Source organism: [Flexibacter] sp. ATCC 35103 (assembly GCF_001975985.1).
In the GTDB taxonomy this organism is placed as follows: Bacteria; Bacteroidota; Bacteroidia; order Flavobacteriales; family Flavobacteriaceae; genus Flavobacterium.
The window spans coordinates 511,576-528,483 of sequence record NZ_MTQF01000003.1 but is presented as its reverse complement, the minus strand read 5'-3'; the positions used below and the strand labels follow the sequence as shown (position 1 = coordinate 528,483).

Annotated in this window: 16 protein-coding genes; all 16 read right to left on the bottom strand. The window is 32.8% G+C overall.

Annotation, left to right across the window (positions count from 1 at the left end; translation table 11 throughout):
• Nucleotides 1-46: 46 nt before the first annotated feature.
• The 16 genes from bioD to BXU01_RS06515 all read right to left on the bottom strand — a co-directional run bounded on the left by bioD (nucleotide 47) and on the right by BXU01_RS06515 (nucleotide 16,857).
• The gene (bioD, locus tag BXU01_RS06585) at nucleotides 47-664 is read right to left on the bottom strand and encodes a dethiobiotin synthase (RefSeq protein ID WP_083692706.1); all 618 of its coding nucleotides are present in this window, start codon (nucleotides 662-664) and stop codon (nucleotides 47-49) included.
• 179 nt (nucleotides 665-843) lie between these two features.
• Nucleotides 844-1,461: a hypothetical protein gene (locus tag BXU01_RS06580; protein ID WP_083692410.1), complete on the bottom strand. Its 618-nt coding sequence runs from the start codon at nucleotides 1,459-1,461 to the stop codon at nucleotides 844-846.
• Entirely contained in the window at nucleotides 1,451-1,954 is a 504-nt protein-coding gene (locus BXU01_RS06575; protein WP_083692408.1) for an RNA polymerase sigma factor, read from the bottom strand. The genes BXU01_RS06580 and BXU01_RS06575 overlap by 11 nt, the downstream gene beginning before the upstream one ends.
• Before the next feature lie 7 nt (nucleotides 1,955-1,961).
• Nucleotides 1,962-2,825, bottom strand: coding sequence for a TraB/GumN family protein (locus BXU01_RS06570; protein ID WP_083692406.1), 864 nt, complete (start codon nucleotides 2,823-2,825; stop codon nucleotides 1,962-1,964).
• Nucleotides 2,826-2,874: 49 nt separating this feature from the next.
• The gene (locus tag BXU01_RS23470) at nucleotides 2,875-3,069 is read right to left on the bottom strand and encodes a hypothetical protein (RefSeq protein WP_123773962.1); all 195 of its coding nucleotides are present in this window, start codon (nucleotides 3,067-3,069) and stop codon (nucleotides 2,875-2,877) included.
• A 168-nt stretch (nucleotides 3,070-3,237) separates the two neighbouring features.
• A complete protein-coding gene (locus BXU01_RS06565; RefSeq protein ID WP_083692404.1) occupies nucleotides 3,238-3,639 on the bottom strand; it encodes a GxxExxY protein in 402 nt (133 codons plus the stop codon).
• Nucleotides 3,640-3,680: 41 nt separating this feature from the next.
• Nucleotides 3,681-4,817 carry a pyridoxal phosphate-dependent aminotransferase family protein gene (locus tag BXU01_RS06560; protein WP_083692402.1) on the bottom strand — a complete coding sequence of 379 codons (1,137 nt, stop codon included), beginning with the start codon at nucleotides 4,815-4,817 and terminating at the stop codon, nucleotides 3,681-3,683.
• Between the two features lie 79 nt (nucleotides 4,818-4,896).
• A complete protein-coding gene (locus BXU01_RS06555) occupies nucleotides 4,897-5,535 on the bottom strand; it encodes an NAD(P)-dependent oxidoreductase (protein ID WP_083692705.1) in 639 nt (212 codons plus the stop codon).
• A gap of 179 nt (nucleotides 5,536-5,714) precedes the next feature.
• Entirely contained in the window at nucleotides 5,715-6,230 is a 516-nt protein-coding gene (locus BXU01_RS06550) for a hypothetical protein (RefSeq protein ID WP_083692399.1), read from the bottom strand.
• A gap of 65 nt (nucleotides 6,231-6,295) precedes the next feature.
• Nucleotides 6,296-6,577: a F0F1 ATP synthase subunit epsilon gene (locus BXU01_RS06545; RefSeq protein WP_055094163.1), complete on the bottom strand. Its 282-nt coding sequence runs from the start codon at nucleotides 6,575-6,577 to the stop codon at nucleotides 6,296-6,298.
• Between the two features lie 70 nt (nucleotides 6,578-6,647).
• Nucleotides 6,648-8,159 carry a F0F1 ATP synthase subunit beta gene (gene atpD / locus BXU01_RS06540; RefSeq protein ID WP_083692396.1) on the bottom strand — a complete coding sequence of 504 codons (1,512 nt, stop codon included), beginning with the start codon at nucleotides 8,157-8,159 and terminating at the stop codon, nucleotides 6,648-6,650.
• A 232-nt stretch (nucleotides 8,160-8,391) separates the two neighbouring features.
• Complete coding sequence (locus BXU01_RS06535) at nucleotides 8,392-9,957, bottom strand: G-D-S-L family lipolytic protein (protein ID WP_083692394.1); 1,566 nt, start codon at nucleotides 9,955-9,957, stop codon at nucleotides 8,392-8,394.
• An 86-nt stretch (nucleotides 9,958-10,043) separates the two neighbouring features.
• Nucleotides 10,044-12,836 (bottom strand): TonB-dependent receptor, encoded by a 2,793-nt coding sequence (locus tag BXU01_RS06530; RefSeq protein WP_083692391.1) that lies wholly within the window; start codon nucleotides 12,834-12,836, stop codon nucleotides 10,044-10,046.
• A 308-nt stretch (nucleotides 12,837-13,144) separates the two neighbouring features.
• Nucleotides 13,145-13,819, bottom strand: a complete 675-nt coding sequence (locus BXU01_RS06525) for a tail fiber protein (protein ID WP_083692389.1) — start codon at nucleotides 13,817-13,819, stop codon at nucleotides 13,145-13,147.
• A gap of 567 nt (nucleotides 13,820-14,386) precedes the next feature.
• A complete protein-coding gene (locus tag BXU01_RS06520) occupies nucleotides 14,387-15,355 on the bottom strand; it encodes a tail fiber protein (protein ID WP_083692387.1) in 969 nt (322 codons plus the stop codon).
• A 605-nt stretch (nucleotides 15,356-15,960) separates the two neighbouring features.
• Nucleotides 15,961-16,857 (bottom strand): hypothetical protein, encoded by an 897-nt coding sequence (locus BXU01_RS06515; RefSeq protein WP_083692384.1) that lies wholly within the window; start codon nucleotides 16,855-16,857, stop codon nucleotides 15,961-15,963.
• Nucleotides 16,858-16,908: the final 51 nt, after the last annotated feature.

The following is a 16,908-nucleotide window of genomic DNA, read 5'->3' as shown; positions in this document are numbered from 1 at the left end:
AGACAAAGATAGGAAAGTCTGTTTTCTTTATTCTATCTTCTCTCTTCTATAAATGAAGTAAATTATCCCGAAACAAATCAGCGTATTCCTTTATTACATTTTGATCAAAATAAGGTTCTTCCTCAATTCTGCCTATTAATTTAATTCCGGTTTTATTTAGAATTAAACTTTCAGTCGATTTGTTTTCGTTTCCGCTAAAGATAATTCCTGCAACTGTTAAACCTCGATTTATAATTGCTTCTATAGTCAATAATGTATGATTGATGCTTCCTAAATAATGTCTTGAAACAATAATTATTTTGTAATCGGGCTGAATTAAATCGATTATAGTATCATTTTCATTCAAGGGAACAAAAATTCCACCAGCTCCTTCGATCACTAAATGGTTATTCGTTTTTGGCTCTTTTATATGGTTCAGATCAATCTTAATTCCATCAATTCCTGCTGCTAAATGCGGACTTGCTGGTGTATTTAATTTGTAACTATTATCGTATATCTGAGTTTTCTCATTAGAAATTCTTGCCTTAACTTTATGACTATCAGAATTGTCTAAATCTCCAGCTTGAATAGGTTTCCAATAATCAGCTTCTAAAGCCTCAACAATAATAGAAGAAGCAATCGTTTTTCCAACATCGGTTGAAATTCCTGTTACAAATATTTTCATAATAATTAGACCACAGATAACACTGATTGAACAGGTTAAAGCGGATTTTTTTTTATTAATTGCCAACAACCAAAAAGTAAATAATGGGTGTAAATCTGTTACACCCGTTTTATCCGTGGGCAATGATACAAAAATACCACTAAAAACAAAACCCATCATTACGACGGGTTTGATTGTTTTTATTTTTCTTCTTTAAGTTCGTCAATTACTTTCTTGATTTCTTTTGCATATTTTCCGTAATAAAAACTCACCCACCATTCTGTAAACACACCAATGAGTAATATTGTTATCACTAAAATGGCCACTTTTACAAGTAATTTTCCATTTTCAAAATTTCCTTTCAAAATTTCTATTGAATCATGATTTTTAAAAAACAAGTAACCCGCCAGATAAATCATCAAAAAAGGAGCCAGCACAAACGTAAATGTTTTATACAGCTGCATATTAAGTCTAATGTCATAATAGGTTTCATACAAACTGTCTTTGGTAGTCAATGCTGCTTTATCCAGTCTCTTATAAAATAGAAAAAGTTGTGCCAGATAATAAATGCTTATCGCGATAACTATTCCGTATATAAAATAATATGGACCTGTTAATCTTGACGGAAACTCGCTGTGTAATGGCAGAAAACCTATAATAACCAAAGCCAGGATCTGTCCAAAAAGCTCTTTACGCAAGTTTTTTCTAATTTTATCTAATGGCATATTTGCTGATTGTATTTTTGATAAAGTATCGGGAACAATAACATTATCCGTTTTTTCGTTGTTCCATGCGTTTTGTATATCGTTAAAATCCATATCCTTGATTTTTAATTATTTCTTTTAATTTTTCTTTTGCTCTGTTTAATTTTACTCTTGCATTTCCTTCTGATATTCCCAGGTTCTCTCCTATTTCTTTATGAGAGAAACCTTCTAACTGATAGAAAATAATTGCCTTATCTATTTTTTCAAGTTTCTGAACAGCTTTATAAAAATGATCGATCTGACTTTCTTTGATGTGAGAATCGCTTTCATCGTCTTTGATATTTTCAGAGGCAATTTCATATTTATCTACTTTTCGCTTTTCCTTCCTTAAAAAAACAATCGCTGTATTTACTGCAACGCGATACATCCAGGTCGAAAACTGACTTTCGTTTCTAAAAGAATCATACGATTTCCAGAGCTGGCAAATAATCTCCTGAAACAAATCCTGCTGATCATCAGGATTATCCATATACATTTTAGAAACCTTATAAAGTATTCCTTTATGACTTTCGATCCTTTTTAAAAATTCTTGTTCTTTCTCTTTCAAAACGATTCTATTTCGTTACCGGTTTTACTTTGTATCCTGCTTTTCTCAACAAACTAATTAATCCTTCTTCACCAGCCAGATGTGCTGATCCAACTGCCACAAATAAGCTTTCTTTTTTCATCATTTCAGGCAAACTTTTTACCCAATTTATATTTCTTTCATAAAGCATATATTTTTTTGCTTTATCGTTCATTACTTTTTCTGCCGTTATAATTTCATATAAGTCTTCTAATTTTTCTTGTTTATAAGCCACAACCATATCTTTCGATAATTCTGTATCAGATTCCTCCAGCATTGCAATCATTTCATCAACAGAATAAGCATCTTCAAACGATTTGAATTGAGATTTTACGGTTTCTAATCCTCCAATTTGTTCCTTACGTTTCTTTGCACTTGCTATAAAATCCATTTCATAAAACTTCATATCGGTACATTCAAAACTTTTCGATAAGATCAAACTCATAACACTCATTAAACTAAAAGAATCAACTTGCTGAAGGGTTATTCCGGCGGATTTTTTTAATATCGCATCTAATTTAGTCAATTGTTCCGGAGTTAAACTTTTACTTAAAGGTTGTTTTCCCATTACCATTTGCTGCATATCAGTCATTTCCTTTGGATCATCAAGATTAAATTCCAAAATTAATTTGTCAGATGCATCAAATGCTGTTTTTGTTTTTTCCGAAAGAAAATAATCTCCTGAACAAATCATATGTATCGTTCCATACAAATAAGTAGGTTTTGACAATCCGTTTCCTGATACTTCCCATAAAAGTGAATTTTCAAGTTTTGGTGAGTTCGTTTGTGCCTGAGTAGTTGTGCTTAAAATTAAAGCAATTATGATTACTGCTGATGTAAATAAATTTTTCATTTTGTTGATTGATTACTGTTATTGATTGATTTGATGATTAAAACTCCTTTTATTTTTTACTGTATTGCTCTTTTTTTATCGAAGCGAAAGTTGCCACAAGCAAACAAACAATTATAATAAAAAGATGAGGATAAGGCTTACCATATAAATGATGGTTTACCAATGAATAAGTTACTTGTAATGAGGTTAAAAAAAGCAATACATTACAAATGATTCTTTTAACAGAAGTGATTATAGTTTTCATAATTATTTTGGTTTATTTGATTACGACTCGTAAGTAATCAAACAATCAAAACGTTACAAAAAAAATTAAAGTTTTTTAGAAAACCGAATAAAAACAAGACCTTACATTCGATTTTTTAAGAATAAAAACTGTGAAACAGGCCACTGATTGAACGGATCAAACTGATTCTCACAGATTTTTCATATTAGATTTTCTGTTATTTGTATAAACCAGTCTTTTAAATTCCGGGGTTTCACCAAAATTAAGAACCAAACCAACTTCTATTTTAGTTGCTTTTAAATAATTCATCAATTGTGCAACATGAGGATTAATAAGATGTTCGCATGCTTTTAACTCAACAATTATAGTTTCTTCAACTAGCAAATCAGCATAAAACTCTCCGACTAATTGATTCTTAAAATAGACTTTTATTTGTTTCTGAGCTTCAACTTTATAGCCCTGTGCCCTTAATTCAAAGTACATCGCATTTTGATATACTTTTTCTAGAAATCCATAACCAAGTTGGTTGTATAAATCATAAAAGACTTGTAATATTGGTTTTGATATTTCTTTATGTAGTAGATCAGTCATAATCATCCGCGTAAACCAGTTAAATCGGTTTCATCCGTGGGCTAAAATACGAAATTTCCTAACAATTCTAATATTTGGTTAATTTCATCTTCAGAGTTATAACTATGAATACAAAAACGCAAACGTTCCTGACCTTCCGGAACGGTTGGCGAAAGAATTGGTTTTACATCAAAACCTTTATCCTGTAGTTGTTTTGCTAATCGCTTTACCTTTTCGTTTCCCGGGACTATTGCTGATTGTATTGCTGATTTGCTTCGAACAAACATTGGTTTTAAACCCAGCAAGTTTTTTTGCTGATTGAATAATATGATATTCTGACGTAATTGAACAATTGCTTCTTTATCGATTTCTAATTGCTGATATGCCACCAAAATTGTAGCAACTGAATGTGGGGATAATCCTGTTGTGTAAATAAAACTTCGGGCAAAGTTTACTAAATATTCTTTAAGTTCTGTGCTGCCTAAAATCACAGAACCGTGACATCCTAAACCTTTCCCAAAAGTCATGATTCGGGCAAAGATCCTATTATGTATTTGAAGGTATTGTGCCAAACCTTCACCTTTTTCTCCAAAAACACCTAAAGTATGCGCTTCGTCAACCACCAAATAGCAATTGTATTTTTCAGACAACTCTGCTAATTCTTCCAGATTAGGACTATCACCATCCATCGAGAAAACGGTTTCAGTAACAATATAGATATTGGTGTTGGGAAATTTCTGGATTAATCGCTCCAGATCTTCAAAATCATTGTGATTGAATTTATACGATTTGGCATTAGCCATTACAATTCCGTCGCGAATAGAAGCGTGACTCAATTCATCATAAAGTATAACATCATTTCGCTGCGGTACAGCGCTAAAAAAACCAACATTGGCATCGTAACCCGAATTAAAGATTAAAGCCGATTCTACGTCATGAAATTGCGCAATAAATGTTTCTGCAATTTGATAAACAGTATGGTTACCTGAAATTAAACGAGAACCTGTTGCGCCATTTTGAATAATTTCATTTTCGATTAAATAATGGTGCGCTAATTTGAAAATCGTTTCAGATTTTGAAAATCCAATATAATCATTAGAAGAAAAATCGACAAGATTATTAAAACTTGGCAATTGTCTTAATGAATTATTTTGCTTTCGGTTTTCAAGCTTCTGAATAAGATTTTCCGGTAATTTCATAAAAACAAAGTTATGAAAATTGAAGTTGATATTGAATAAACAGCGGGTTTGATAATACCCGCTGTTTTTAATTTGCTTTTTAAATCGAACTTATGAAAGGCGATTGTCTGCTGAATTTTGACTCAGTCATTTCCTGAATCATAAATTTGGCGATATCAATTGCACTTATTTTATCTCCCAAGCAATCTTCTAAACTTATTGAAATCTGAGAACTTATATCATTAAATTCAATAAACGGAACCCGAACCTGAGTCCAATTGACATCACTTTTTAACAAAAGGTCATACGCTTTTTGACGGTCTTCCTGAATTATAGGGAAATTTGTTTTCATCCATTCAGTTGCCAAAGTAGTTTTGGGGCTTTTTTTATCAAAAGGTGTATCAATATTTAGTCCGGCCAATAAAACATATCGTTCAATTTTGTACTTGTTCATTACTTTCAGAATATTATTGGTCGCTGAACTGGCAACAAGAGGTTCTTCTTTTCGCTGACCAACTGTGCTCATTACAGCCTGACAATCCTGAAGTAATACTTTTATGGATTCAATATCAAGTGCATCACCTTTGATAATTTCGATTTCTGAACTTTGAATAGTAAAATTTTCAGGATGTCTCAACAGAAGTTTTATGCTGAATCCTTCTTTTAATAACTGGTTTACAAGATAATTTCCAGCTCTTCCTCCACCGCCTAAAACGGCAACTTTATGTATAGTTTTCATTTGCATTCTTTATAAAATTTGACATAGATAAATACGCTTTATCAAGCCGATAAAACGAAATAATAAAAGCTTACTGAGCTTTTATAAATAATCAATATTTTATAAAGAGATTCTAATAGTTCAAATATACGGATTTTAGTAAAACAAAAAAGCCCTTCGTCTCTGCGAAGGGCTTTCATTTATTTTATATTATCTTTTTCTATCCATTTAAAGTTTCCTTTTTCTGTCGCGTCGAGCAGATCAACATTTAATCCAGTTGCTATATTTATCGCCAGTTTAAAAGCCTGTTTTGAATCTAAATATACTGAAACCGATTTCTTTTTAGTTTCTGTGAGATAAATATTGACTTCAAAATCCCGATCTGTATGATTTTTATAAACTGACACATATTGAACATTCTTAAATATTGTGTCTTTACATAACGGAATTCCAAATAATGTAAAATTAAAGCGAACGTTTTTATCTCTTGAATTTGTGTATACTTTTTTAGTAAATGTTATTCCTGCTGCACAAACAAATAAAAAAAACATTGTAACCAGAAACTGTACAGCATACCAAATTCTGCCAGCATAAAACAATTCAACTGTTTTACATGTTGTCCGAAACATAAAATAATACAATGGAATAGAAATTAAAAAATTCCAGAAAGGCCTATCTGAAGTGTATACTAATTTATCTTGTGGTAAATCTTTCATTATCCAAAAATAAAAAAAGCCATTCACCGCAGCGAATGGCTTTTAAAAATTATTTTAAAATCGTCTTAGTCAACTAAAACAATTACTTTATTGTCTTTCATCTCGATAGTTCCTGACTGAATCTCTAATGTATAAGTCTGGTCGTTTACTCTCGTGAATTTACTCGCTACGTCTTTAGAAAAATTAAAACTTGGCGCTGCAATCTTTACAGTTCCTTTTTCCAGAATAGAAACAATAGGAGCGTGATTATTCAATATTTGAAAGCTTCCATCAACTCCAGGCAATGTAACAGATGTTACTTCTCCTGAAAATAATTTTGCCTCTGGTGATACTATTTCTAAAATCATCTTTTTTTAGTTTACAGTCTCAGTTAACAGTCTCAGTACTGAATACTGCGACAGAATACTGAAAACTAGATTATGCTTCAGCTAACATTTTTTCTCCAGCTTCGATAGCATCCTGAATAGAACCTTTCAAGTTGAAAGCTGCTTCTGGAAGATGATCTAATTCACCGTCGATAATCATGTTGAATCCTTTGATAGTATCTTTAATATCAACCAAAACTCCAGGAATACCTGTAAATTGCTCCGCTACGTGGAAAGGCTGAGATAAGAAACGTTGAACACGACGTGCTCTTGATACTGATAATTTATCTTCTTCAGATAATTCTTCCATACCAAGGATCGCAATAATATCTTGCAATTGTTTGTATTTTTGAAGAATTTCTTTTACTCTTTGTGCACAGTCATAATGCTCATTTCCTAGGATTTGAGGAGTCAAAATTCTTGAAGTAGAATCTAACGGGTCAACCGCTGGATAAATACCTAGCTCAGCAATTTTACGAGACAATACAGTTGTTGCATCTAAGTGAGCAAATGTTGTTGCCGGTGCCGGGTCAGTTAAATCATCCGCAGGAACGTAAACCGCTTGCACAGATGTAATAGATCCTTTGTTTGTAGATGTAATACGCTCTTGCATTGCTCCCATCTCTGTTGCCAAAGTTGGTTGGTATCCTACTGCAGAAGGCATACGACCTAAAAGTGCTGATACCTCAGAACCTGCTTGTGTAAAACGGAAGATGTTATCAACGAAAAACAATACGTCTTTACCTTGATCAGTTCCTGCTCCATCACGGAAATACTCAGCGATAGATAATCCTGAAAGTGCTACACGGGCACGAGCTCCAGGAGGCTCATTCATTTGTCCGAAAACGAAAGTAGCTTTAGACTCTCTCATTCCTGGCATATCTACTTTAGATAAATCCCATCCTCCATTTTCCATAGAGTGCATGAAATCATCACCGTATTTAATAATTCCTGACTCTAACATCTCACGAAGCAAGTCATTTCCTTCACGTGTTCTTTCTCCTACTCCTGCGAATACTGAAAGTCCACCGTGACCTTTTGCGATATTGTTGATCAACTCCTGAATTAATACTGTTTTACCAACACCAGCACCACCAAACAATCCAATTTTACCCCCTTTTGCATAAGGCTCAATCAAATCGATTACTTTAATACCTGTGAATAAAACTTCAGATGAAGTTGATAGATCTTCAAATTTAGGCGCTTGTCTGTGAATAGACAAACCAAATTCTCCTGTTTTTGGCAAGTTTCCTAAACCATCAATTGCATCTCCAATTACATTAAATAATCTTCCATATACATCTGGACCGATTGGCATTTGGATTGGATTACCAGTTCCAACTACTTCATATCCTCTAGACAAACCGTCTGTAGAGTCCATAGAAATGGTACGAACAGTGTTTTCTCCAATGTGAGATTGCACTTCTAGAACTAATAATGTTCCGTCTTTTTTAGTGATTTCTAGTGAATCATAAATTTTTGGAAGTTCAACATCCTTACCGTTGAAAACTACGTCAACTACTGGTCCAATGATTTGAGCAACTTTTCCTATTACTTTTGACATTACTTATGTATTTATTAAATAGCTATTTAGGTTTATCGAAAATACCTCTTTTTTCAGAGCGCAAAGATAATTTTTTAAAATATAAAATCAATTTTTTTTTATAAAAAATACTATTATTTTGTTTGATTCCTAAAACTCAGGCTTCAAATACCGAAAAAAGCATTTTTTAGCAAAAATAAAAAAAGCCACTACATTTTGCAAACGAGTGACTTTCTTACTAAAAAAATTGGCATTATTTTATGGTTGCCCCATATTGAATTGGATATAAAGCCAAATCTACGTGACGTAATGTTGAGCCATATTTTGTATTAATAGCATCTATAAATATATTTGCAATCAAACCGTAACCTCTTGGACTTGGATGCACTCCATCAAGAGAAAAAGCGCCCCCAACAGCATAAGAGGAAGTCATTGTAAAATTGCCAAAACGAATTCCTCCGCTAGACAACTGCGTTAATACACTTCTTGTATCAACAAAAGCCAATCCTTTTGCCTCTGCAGCGGCAGCAATTATTACATTATAAGCATCTGTTGCTACTTTAATTTCAGCAATCTCAGAAGGAATCAATACATGTTTATCCTGTAAAGGAAACGATACACCAAATGCATTTAATGGATATGGAGGAGCAATTCCCACACCAGAATCAAGAGCAGTTGGCGCTGTACCAATTGCAGCTCTGGTAGTTAACAATAACAAATCTGTAGATTTAGCCTGTCTCGCCTGACCAAATATCGCACCATAAAAAGCCGCAGTCTGCGCTCCTAATGTTGGCGTAAATGCTGCTGCTAATTGTGCAGATAAATTAGGCAACGTTTCGTCTTTTATCAATACCGGGCTGGTAGAAGTTTCAGACAGCAAATTAATTCTGTCTCCCGCACCAAAAGCAGTTAAGGCTTGTTTTAGCGGACCATATAATTGTGCATTAAGCAACTTAATCGTTGCCAGACCAACTACTTCATTGTCTTTACCAATTGATTTTGCCGTAAGCGGATTATAAGGCACTGTTGTAAAATGTGGCAAGGTTGTAATGTATGGTAAATTTGCAACTACACCTTTTGCGCCATTTGCAGTCAAAGTATTAACCAAGGTATTATATGCAAAATTAAAAGTTGCTGTTGGAGTTATGTCATCTCCCAAAACAGGATCCTGCGAAGTAGGCACTCCTCCGTTTGTAGCATAACCCAAAACATCATTACCTCCAATAAATAAAGAAAAGAATGTAGGAGCCTGTGCTACAGCATCAGCAAGAACACTAGTAGTAGGCGAGGAAGAAAAACGTGCAAAATAAGGATTTGCTGTAGCAGGAGTTGCAAAAACCCCGGCAAGATTTCCATATCCAGGCGCGATTAAGTGAAAACTTTTTGCACCGGGAATTCCCATATTACTAAAAGAACCGGTTAAATGTGCTGTTATCGCTGTTCCGGAAACACCAGGAATATTTACAGGAGCGCTTGTAGCCGGATTAAAAATTAATCTTGTTGGAAATTTAGCCACTTGTACCCCTCCGGAAGAAAACCCTCCGGTATTATCCAGCATTAAAGGCGTAGTAAAAGCGCCGCCGCCTGCCGCTGCAAATTGCTGCGATAAGATATTAGCATATGAATTACTTTGTCCTTTTGCAAACAAAGCACCATCACTATAGCCTGCAGCAAACGAATCTCCAAGTGCTATGTATTTTGTAAAAACTGCAGATCCTGGAACAACCGGAACTTCGGCAGGAGTATCATTACTATCATCATTATTACATGCCATAAAGGTTAAAGAAACCAATAATAGCCATTTCATATTTTTTATCATGTTCTTAAGTTTAAAATTATTACGTCTTTCTATTTAATTTTCAAAAAAAACAAAAAGAAAGAAACCTGCTTCATCTACTTTTATAATTATGGATTAATCGTCCAGGAAACAAACCATTGCTGACCAATTGCTCCTGCCCCAATTACCTGGATATAATCTGATCCAAAAAGGTTCGTTGCCCCAACTTTAAAAACTGATTTCCATTTTGTCAAAGCATAATTTATCTGAGCATCAAGCACTGTGTTTTCCGGAACAATACCATCTCCAAAAGAAGATTGCCATAAATATTCTGTATTCCATCTTACATTAACATTAAAACCTAAATTTTTAATCACTTTAGCATTTCCAAGAGACGCTTTAATTCTATGTTTTGGAGTATTAAAACCTGCTATAAAACTTGGATCGTCTGCCTGATTAAAATCAAACTGCGCGTAGTTATAATTTGCACCTACTTCAAAATCTTTATATACTTTTTTAGACAAACCAATACCAAAACCTAGTGATGAAACCTGAGCAGTAGTATTAGTATATACCTGATAGACTCTTCGATCTCCAAAAGCCAACGCCTGATACGTTTGTTGTACTGAAGGATTAGAAGAATCCGTACCAACGGTTCCATAATAAGGAGATATTACTCTTGCCGTATTCATGAAATCATTATAAATATTGTAATAAGCATTCAAATCAATTGACAAATCATTTTGAACCACTGAACGATATCCTACTTCAAAAGCCTGAACTTGCTCCGGTTTAACCAATCCGATATTTGCCACTTTAAGATCAGCAGGATTAGCTGATGCAGCAAATGCCTGAACAGAAGCCACAGTATATGCATTGTGATATGCATTTTGACCAGACATTGCGATAGTAGCAGGCTGACCTGCGACTGTTTGTCCTGCTGCACTCACATTAACAGTTTCCTGAAAACGATCTAAATTTTCCGGCGCCGAACCAATTAATGCAAATGGCCCTAAATCTAAACCAATATATTGATCTTGTGTTGTTGGATTACGGAAACCTGTTTGATAAGACAATCTGAAATTATGTCTTTTAGACTCTCCCGCAGAATAAACAAATGAAACTCTTGGAGATAAATTACCATCAAAGTTTTGACTCTTATCATAACGCAATGATCCTGTGAATTTCAATCTGTCATCCATGAATTTTTTAGTCAACTGACCATAAGCTCCATATTCTCTATAACTGATTGGTCCGTCATAATCTGTAAAAATAGTTCCTTCAGAATCCATTACATATTCTCTCCATGAACCACCAACCTGAATCTCAGCCCATTTAATCATATCTCTGAAATTATAATTCACATCAGAGTGATATAATTTCGAATGATCAATAAATTTTGCTCCCTGCGTTAAATCAGGATTAGAAACCACTGTTGCAAGAGCATTATTAAATTGAGCAGAACCCGGTTCAAATCTTGCCGAACCTTTAGGTTTTGGTATAAAAGAAATTTGAGCAGGAAGCACGTTATAATCTGCAAAATTTCTTGCGATTGCAGCAGACTCATTTGCATTGGTTCCCATAACAGCACCAGATAACTGATAAGCTGTTGCGTAATTAGTAAACCATTCCTGGTCTGATTTTGCAGCTCTGTTTACATTCCATGCAGCGAATCTCATATCATATGAATTTCCTGCATCTTCATCTGTAGCATATACTCTTGCAAAAAAGTTTTTTCCTTTTACTTCAACTTTTCCTTGCTGCATCATAAAATCTTTCAAAGCATATCTATTAGCTCCTTGGTAAATTGTACTTCCCAAACCAATTTTATACTGCATGATAATTTCTGTATCATCAGCAAAAGGTCTAATGTGAGCAGAGAAATCTGCTTTCACGTTTTTAACTTTATTATCTGTCAGATCTTGTTCACGATAACCTGTTCTGCTTACCTGCCCCACGTTAGGGATAAAAGTAGTCACCTCGTCACCATAAATATTTAATCCATCATAATTTTGATTATTCGCATGACCAATAGATCCGCCAGTCATACTTCTGGTATCGGCAGCAATCCATTCTGTCGCTTCCATATAAGTAAAATTGGCTTTTAACGCAAAATGTTTGGTAAATGCTTTCGCTGCTCTAATTCCAAAATCATTATAATCATTTGTTCCGGCAGCTTTTTGAGTTGTCTGACCGTATTTGTAGTAAACACTAATTCCTTCATTTGTAAAAGGACTTTTACTATTCATAAACATAATACCATTAAAAGCATTCGCTCCGTAAAGTGCCGAAGAAGCGCCAGGTAAAAGCTCTACATTAGCCACATCTATATCCGAGATTCCTATTAAATTCCCTAATACAAAGTTTAATGCCGGAGAAGAATTATCCATCCCATCAACTAATTGCATGAAACGGGTATTAGCCACAGAAGCAAAACCACGGGTATTAATAGATTTAAACGAAATACTACTTGTATTAAAATTTACCTCTTTTAAATTTTCTAAACCATCATAAAAAGTTGGCGCAGTAGTATTTCTAATTTCCTGAATTCCCATTCTTTCAATAGTAACAGGCGACTCAATTACCCTTTCAGGGGTCCTCGAAGCCGAAACAACAATTTCATCCAGTTTTGTTTCTTCATCTTTTAATACCACATCTACTTTTTGACTCGTTGATGTTACATTAATCGTTTTAGATTCAAACCCCACTGCCGACACTTTGATCGTCAAGGGCAATCTTGCAGAAGTACTTAGTTTAAATGTGCCATCAAAATCGGTTGAAGTACCGCTTCGTTCTCCTACAACACTTACGTTAGCACCAGGAATAGATTGTTTGTTACCATCAGTAACAGAACCGGTAATTGTATTTTGAGCGAAGGATATTCCGCTGAAAAACAACATAATTAGTAAATATACTCTCATTTAGGTTTGTTTTTGGTTAGTTTATATAGCCAAAATACAAATAATTTTGATATTAATAAAAAAATGTTAAATAAAATCAATATTCTATATTAATTTCGTTACAATTTTAACTATTCATCAATTAGATTTATTAAATTAAAATCAAATATCAAAGTTTCAAAACCCGCAATACTATGCATACATATTATTTTTAATTAAAAAAATGAGGATTTAATAAAAATACACCTTTAAGAAAAAAAATATGACAATAAAAAAAAGCGAGACCTAAATCTCGCTTTTTTAACACTACTCTTTTCTTGTAGTATTTTCTATTTACTTTCTACTTTTTCCAAGCGATTTTTCAAATCAATAATTTGCTTATTTTGTTCGATTATATACAAAGTCATTTCTTCCATTTTTTTAAGCAAACTCATATTCATTTCTGCAAGCATTAAACCGTTTCTTTCCATTTCCTGAGCAGATGGTATTTCCGGTAAATGACTATTTTGTTTGATATATTTTTCAACTTCCTGCAATGACTTTAATTTGTAGTCGTTAGCAAAAACATAATCCGGAACCTGACCTGCATTAACAGTTACTTTTACTTCTCGGGAATGGATATTTCCTGCAACTGTAAGTCTGGAGTCCGGGGCTGTTGTGCCGATACCTACATTACCATTTCCCTGAATTCTGACTTTTTCTGTTTGACCGGTTCCATGCGAATCCTGTGTAAAAAACTGCATTCCGTAAATATTAGAACCTTCGCTTTCCGTGATTGACCTAATAGAAGTACCAAAAGTTACAAGATTGCCATTTGCAATAGAATGTGAGATCATTATAGCAGAACTGTTATTACTATTTGATAAATTTCTAACCGATAAACCACCATAGAATGTTTGAATCCCTTCAGGATTTAAATCCGAACTTTTAGTTCTAAAAGAAATTCGATTGCCCCCATGTGGACCGTAATCAGCACTAATTTGACAGTCGTATCTATTATCCAACCCTCCAAAACTTATTAATGCACCGTTCCACGGTGTTCCTGCTGTTGCATAAGAAAAAGTATATCCTCCCTTAAAAGCATCTGCAGCACCAGGAACTCTTATACTATTAGTCGGGTTTAAAGTTTGCGCTACTAAGTTTGTCGCATTAAATAATACAATTGCCAGTATTATAATTATTTTACTAGTTTCGTTTTTTTTTATACATCTGTTATTTTAATTTTTGTTCAATTTAGATAATGTTTCAAGAATGATTTAAAAACTTTATATTATTTATTTTATGGATTCAATTTTATTTATTTTGGTAATGCATCTTAAATCATTAGACACATCCTTAAAAATACTTCAACGGCTTATTGTCTAATTATTTTAAAAAATATTTTGAAACAACTCAGATTTTCATAAAACTAAAGTCTAAAAAATTTCCTGCAAAAATAACATTATAATAGTAAAACCTATATATTAAACAATAAGTTTAAAAAACGAAAAAGCGAGACCTAAATCTCGCTTTTTTAACTTTTACTGAATTCAATTTCCAATTGTAATTCTGAACAACATTCTCTAGTCTTTTTATTTTTTCTCTAATTGATTCTCAATTTTAGAAAGTCTGTCTGAAAATGTTCTAAGAGCTTCGTTTTCCTTTTTCAGATTTTTTATTTCTTTTCCTTGTTCGATCATATACAAAGTCATTTCTTCTATTTTTTTGAGCAAACTCATATTCATGTCTGCGAGCATTAAGCCGTTTTTCTCTATTTCCTGCGCAGATGGTATTTCTGGTAAATGACTGTTTTGTTTGATATACTCTTCTACTTCATTTAATGATTTTAACTTATAATCTTTTGCAAAAACGTAATCAGGAACTGCTGTTCCTGCACTAAGTGTAACTTTTACTTCCTGGGCATGAATTTTACCGGCAACTGTAAGCTTTGAATCTGGGTTTGTTGCGCCGATACCAACATTACCATTTTTCAAAATTCGAATAAAACCATAACTATCACGATAACTTGCCACTTTTAAATCTGTAAAATCCCCTATAGCATCAGTATAACCAGTTTCAATTATTGAAGTACTTATCCATAAAGAATTCCCTACCGACAGTTTAACACCATGATTGTTTCCTACTGAAAAATTTCCAGCTATATAACCATCTCCTTCAATTTTTAGATTACATGTAGATTCAACATCATTTTTTGAATCTAATATGTTACGCCACTCAGTCCAATCATTTTGTCCATAAAATGCAGTTCTGTATTTTATTTTATCATTGTCAGCTCCTGAACCAACAAAATAAAGCTGAGAAACTAAATGATTCACTCTCCCATTTATTTCTAACAATGAACCATATTGAGAAGGTGAATTGGCGCTATTATAATTATCCCAAAGTTTTATAGACATAGGATCAATACCAACTCTTGGAGGACTTGTAAAATCTTTTTGATTTTGAGTCCAATTCAAACTTTTAGTGCCCAAATTACCATCAAAAGTTTGACTATAGGAAGATGCATAAGAGAGTATAAAAAAAAGGAATGTTCTTTTCATGTATTTATTTTAGTTTAGTTTTTATTCAATTTTAGAGAATCTTTCGAGAATGCTTTTAAAAGCTTCATTTTTTCTTTATCGATTCAATTTTGTTTGTTTTAATATAGCCCGATCTCACGAATTTGCAATCCGTGCCCAAAAAGTTAAACCTTCTAGATTTAATACTATTATTAACACATCATTTGTCTTATTGAAACGGGCAAAGAATTTCCGCACTACAGGTGCAGATATTCTAGCTATCAGGATTTTATCCTGGAAATCAAAAATCTTTAATTTTCATAATTTTGAATTTAAAATCCACCTTCCATTTTTGTAAATAGAAAGTGTGGTTAGTAATAAGGTTTTTTGGTGGTATTTATAAAATTTGGTATTGTAATCGATGAGAAAAAACATCGATAAGTGAGGATTTACCTCTTGAACACAATCTATGAATTATAAAAAGTGTACTGGTATTATTTGCATTATTTCCTGTTCATTCACTATGAACTTTATCTTATTGGGATTAGAATAGAAATAATTTAAGGTGGTATTGTTTTTAAATCTTATTGATCTTTATCGCTACGAAGTTAGGAGATTTGCAGAGCAAAGATATAATCTTAATAGCATTATTTAATCTTCATTACTTCTTCCAATAATGGTGACAATCCGCTTTCTGTAATTGTATCATTATTCCAAAAACTCATGCAGCAGCTTACATAATTATTTCTCACTTTACTTGCTACATAATATATTGTTAATGTCTTTCCACCGGATATTGCTGCAAACAAAGATTTCACACCTGTAAAATCATATACTATTTTTTTTGCTTTAGTTTCATTCCCTTCAAAAATTACATTTACATTTTCTTCAGAAATAATTTTTCCTCCTTTTTTATTTTTTGTAGCCTCAAACTGATTTGTAATTGCTTCATTGGCACTTTCAAATGTTTTATGAACTGACCAATTCATTTCTCCATTATAAGGGCATTGTACCGTATTGACATTTGTCCAATAACAATTACTTGCAAGTTTTATTTTTTTTCCTGCAAAGTCAATACTATCAATTGTCCTGGATTCATATACTGAAGCAGGAATTTCATTTTTTAAAATTCTGTTTACATATTTTCTCTCAAACTCTTTATCAGGCTTATTAAAATAACCAAACCAAAAAACAGAAATCGTTTTATTTTTATCTTCGACAAAATAGTAAGAATTAATTAGTTTAATTTTTTCTCCACTATTTTCAGCTCTTGTAATAAAGAAATTATTATACAAAAGAGATGAATCTTTAACCTTTGTATCACCGTCTTTTATTGAATACTTTCGATATAACTTTTTCAAAGATTTATCGCTAAACTCATAATTAAATGTCTGAGTAGAAAAATCAACACCATCAACATTAAAAAAAGAAATAGTATTATTATTTATTCCTTTTAATCTATTTTCATAATCATCATTTTCCTGACTAAATCCAAATTTTGAAAATAGAAGTACTCCTAAAAAAATCACTGTTTTTATTCTCATTATTTTACAATTTTAAATATGTAAATCGGATTGCCATCCTTACCAATAGTT

Bases quoted from the DNA above. Each gene is read 5' to 3' on its own strand.
- bioD (WP_083692706.1), bottom strand. From the start codon at position 664: ATGAAAATATTTGTAACAGGAATTTCAACCGATGTTGGAAAAACGATT.
- BXU01_RS06580 (WP_083692410.1), bottom strand. From the start codon at position 1,461: ATGGATTTTAACGATATACAAAACGCATGGAACAACGAAAAAACGGAT.
- BXU01_RS06515 (WP_083692384.1), bottom strand. From the start codon at position 16,857: ATGAGAATAAAAACAGTGATTTTTTTAGGAGTACTTCTATTTTCAAAA.
- BXU01_RS06565 (WP_083692404.1), bottom strand. From the start codon at position 3,639: ATGACTGATCTACTACATAAAGAAATATCAAAACCAATATTACAAGTC.
- BXU01_RS06550 (WP_083692399.1), bottom strand. From the start codon at position 6,230: ATGAAAGATTTACCACAAGATAAATTAGTATACACTTCAGATAGGCCT.
- BXU01_RS06530 (WP_083692391.1), bottom strand. From the start codon at position 12,836: ATGAGAGTATATTTACTAATTATGTTGTTTTTCAGCGGAATATCCTTC.
- BXU01_RS23470 (WP_123773962.1), bottom strand. From the start codon at position 3,069: ATGAAAACTATAATCACTTCTGTTAAAAGAATCATTTGTAATGTATTG.
- atpD (WP_083692396.1), bottom strand. From the start codon at position 8,159: ATGTCAAAAGTAATAGGAAAAGTTGCTCAAATCATTGGACCAGTAGTT.
- BXU01_RS06560 (WP_083692402.1), bottom strand. From the start codon at position 4,817: ATGAAATTACCGGAAAATCTTATTCAGAAGCTTGAAAACCGAAAGCAA.
- BXU01_RS06555 (WP_083692705.1), bottom strand. From the start codon at position 5,535: ATGAAAACTATACATAAAGTTGCCGTTTTAGGCGGTGGAGGAAGAGCT.
- BXU01_RS06520 (WP_083692387.1), bottom strand. From the start codon at position 15,355: ATGAAAAGAACATTCCTTTTTTTTATACTCTCTTATGCATCTTCCTAT.
- BXU01_RS06535 (WP_083692394.1), bottom strand. From the start codon at position 9,957: ATGATAAAAAATATGAAATGGCTATTATTGGTTTCTTTAACCTTTATG.
- BXU01_RS06545 (WP_055094163.1), bottom strand. From the start codon at position 6,577: ATGATTTTAGAAATAGTATCACCAGAGGCAAAATTATTTTCAGGAGAA.
- BXU01_RS06570 (WP_083692406.1), bottom strand. From the start codon at position 2,825: ATGAAAAATTTATTTACATCAGCAGTAATCATAATTGCTTTAATTTTA.